The organism is Saccharopolyspora sp. (genome assembly GCF_017434145.1).
In the GTDB taxonomy this organism is placed as follows: domain Bacteria; phylum Actinomycetota; class Actinomycetes; order Mycobacteriales; family Pseudonocardiaceae; genus Saccharopolyspora_C; species Saccharopolyspora_C galaxeae.
This window is the reverse complement of record NZ_JAFRFW010000597.1, coordinates 1-3,114: the sequence shown is the minus strand read 5'-3', so window position 1 is coordinate 3,114 and position 3,114 is coordinate 1. Positions and strand designations below refer to the sequence as shown.

The window sequence follows — 3,114 nt, the reverse complement described above, 5'->3', positions numbered from 1 at the left end:
GTGGGTCGCCGCGGGCGGGGAACCGCACGCCGGGACGTCCGGCGTGGCCGCACCGGTTCGCGGGGTGCCGGGATTGCGGGCGAGCGTCGGCGTCCTGTCGCTCGAATCGCTGCCCGCCGACGAGATCGGGCCGCTGGTCTTCGACACCGCGCAAGCGGTGGCCGACGCGTTGCGCTGAGCGGCGCCGAATTCGTTTCATTCCGGATTTCGCGTTTTCGTTTCCGGCAGGCTCGGCGGAGAAGGGTTCCGCGCGGCGCGGGTTGTTGGTAGAAAAGAGTGGCCCGAGCCACCTGCCAGGACCAAAGTCCCGGGTGGTGCCGGGACCAAAAGTCCCTTCGTGGGGGACGGCCGTCCCTGATCGGGCCGATTCCGGCGGCGGCAGACTGGCCGCGTGGACCTCCTCGACATCGCCCGCTGGCAATTCGGGATCACGACCGTCTACCACTTCCTGATGGTTCCGCTGACCATCGGGCTTTCGCTGCTGGTCGCCGGAATGCAGACGGCTTGGGTGCGCACCGGGAAGCAGCGCTACCTGCGGATGACCCGGTTCTGGGGCAAGTTGATGATGATCAACTTCGCGATGGGCGTGGTCACCGGGATCGTGCAGGAGTTCCAGTTCGGCATGGCCTGGAGCGAGTACTCGCGGTTCGTCGGCGACGTGTTCGGCGCCCCGCTGGCCATGGAGGGCCTGGTCGCGTTCTTCGTCGAATCCACCTTCCTGGGACTGTGGATCTTCGGGTGGGACCGGCTGCCGAAGCGCGTGCACCTCGCGTGCGCCTGGGCGTTCTCGCTGGCCACGGCCGCGTCGGCGTACTTCATCCTGGCGGCGAACTCGTGGATGCAGCACCCGGTCGGCATCGAGTTCGCCGACGGGCGCCCGCGGCTGAACTCGATCTGGGCGGTGCTGGGCAACAACACCGTGCTGGCCGCGTTCCCGCACACCGTCTTCGGCTGCTTCGCGGTGGCCGGTTCGTTCCTGATCGGCATCGCCGCCTACAAGATCGCCAAGCACCACCGGAACTCGGACCCGGACGACGAGGACCGCAAGCTCTGGCACGTCTCGATGCGGCTGGGTGCATGGGTCGGCGTGATCGCCTTCGCCGGGCTCGCGCTGTCCGGCGACGTGCAGGGCAAGCTGATGTTCGAGCAGCCGCCGATGACGATGGCCTCGGCCGCGGCGCGGTGCCACACCGAGCAGCCCGCCAGCTTCTCGATCTTCGCCTACGGCGACGTGGGGCAGCCGAACTGCGAGGACGTCAAGAGCTTCACCGTGCCCTACGTCCTGTCGTACCTGGCCAACGGCGACTTCAGCAGCGAGGTCAAGGGTATCCAGCAGCTGGTGCCGGAGTACCAAGCCAAGTACGGCACGCACCTGCCGGACGATCCGCGGATGGGGCAGTACGCCGGGGCGCCGATCGACTACGTGCCGAACCTCCCGGCCACTTACTGGGGATTCCGGTTCATGATCGGCTTCGGGGCGATGGCCGCGCTCGGTTCGGTCGCGGTGCTGTGGCTGACCCGCAAGAACCGGTTCCCGAAGGGGCGCTGGTGGGCGCCGCTGGCCGTCGCCAGCATCGCGACGCCGTTCCTGGGCAACGCGTTCGGCTGGATCTTCACCGAGCTCGGCCGCCAGCCGTTCGTGGTGGCGCCGAACCCCAATCCGTCCGGTGTGGACGGAGTGTGGATGTACACCGCGCAGGCGGTCTCCTCCGGAGTGTCGCCGGGCGAGATGCTGACCTCGCTGATCGCGCTGACCAGCATCTACGGCGTGCTGGCCGTGGTGGAGATCTTCCTGATCGTGCGCTACGTCCGGGCCGGGGTGGACGCCGCGATGCCGCACGAGCCGTCCGAGGACGAGAAGTCCGACGACACCCTGTCGTTCGCGTACTGACCGGAGTGGATGAGTGATGGACCTGCCCACGTTCTGGTTCGCCCTGATCGCCGTGCTGTGGCTGGGCTACCTGTTCCTGGAGGGCTTCGACTTCGGCGTCGGGATGCTGCTGCCGATCCTGGGCCGCGAGGAGCGGGAACGCCGGGTGCTGATCAACACGATCGGCCCGGTCTGGGACGGCAACGAGGTCTGGCTGATCGTGGCGGGCGGTGCGACGTTCGCCGCGTTCCCCGGCTGGTACGCCTCGCTGTTCAGCGCCGCATATCTGCCGCTGCTGTTGCTGCTGCTGGCGCTGATCGGGCGCGGGGTGGCGTTCGAGTACCGCGGCAAGGTGGACACGGCGCGGTGGCGGCGCAGCTGGGACGCCGTGATCGTGCTGGCCTCGTGGATCTCGCCGATGATGGTCGGGCTGATCTTGTCGGCCAGCGTGTTCGGCCTGCCGCTGGATGCCAACGGCGATCGGGTCGGCGGGCCGCTGGGAATCCTGACCACGTCGAACGTGCTCGGTGCGCTGGCGGTGTGGGGGTTCTCGTTCCTGCACGGGGCGGCGTTCCTGTCGTTGAAGACCGCCGGTGAGGTGCGGGAGCGGGCGCGGGCCTTCGCGCTGCGCTTCGGTGTGCCGCTGCTGCTGCCGGTGGTCCTGCTGGTGCTGGTCGCGCAGTTCGCGGCGGGTTCCGCGTGGACGTGGGTTCCGCTGGTCGTCGCGCTGGTAGCGGCGTTGGCCGGGCTGGTGCGGATGTACTCGTGGCGGGACGGGCAGGCGTTCGCACTGCAGGGCGTCGCGCTCGCGGGCGTGGTGGTGACGTTGTTCGGTGCGCTGTGGCCCGACGTGCTCCCGTCCACTTTGGACCCGGAGTGGTCGTTGTCGGTCGCGGACACCGCATCGAGCCCGTACACGCTCACCGTGATGACCTGGGTCGCCGCGTTCGGCACGCCGGCCGTGCTGGTCTACCAGGGCTGGACTTACTGGGTGTTCCGCAAGCGCATCGGCGCCCACCACATCCCGCCGGTGCACGCGCCGTGAGCGGGCCGCTGGGCGCGCTGCCCCGGCTGTCCGGTTCCGCCCGGCGAGCCCTGGTGGCGGGCGGTTCGCTGGCGGTGGGCAACGCCGCCGCGCTGGTGGTGCAAGCCTGGGCGCTCGCGAGTGCGCTGGCCGAGGTGGTGGCACATGGCGTCGGTGGTGCCGCGATCAGCGATCGGCTCGGTGTGCTGGCAGGCGCGAT

General features: G+C 69.3%; 3 protein-coding genes and 1 pseudogene. All 4 read left to right on the top strand.

Annotated features, from left to right (window positions below):
* Nucleotides 1–178 (top strand): annotated as a pseudogene (locus IJH84_RS16470) (IclR family transcriptional regulator); the annotation flags it as partial.
* A 213-nt stretch (nt 179–391) separates the two neighbouring features.
* On the top strand, nt 392–1,891 hold the full coding sequence (locus IJH84_RS16465; protein WP_295145962.1) for a cytochrome ubiquinol oxidase subunit I: 1,500 nt from the start codon (nt 392–394) through the stop codon (nt 1,889–1,891).
* A gap of 16 nt (nt 1,892–1,907) precedes the next feature.
* On the top strand, nt 1,908–2,915 hold the full coding sequence (gene cydB, locus IJH84_RS16460; RefSeq protein WP_295145960.1) for a cytochrome d ubiquinol oxidase subunit II: 1,008 nt from the start codon (nt 1,908–1,910) through the stop codon (nt 2,913–2,915).
* On the top strand, nt 2,912–3,114 hold a 203-nt coding region (locus IJH84_RS16455; protein WP_295145958.1), incomplete at its 3' end, for a hypothetical protein. The genes cydB and IJH84_RS16455, both read left to right, overlap by 4 nt.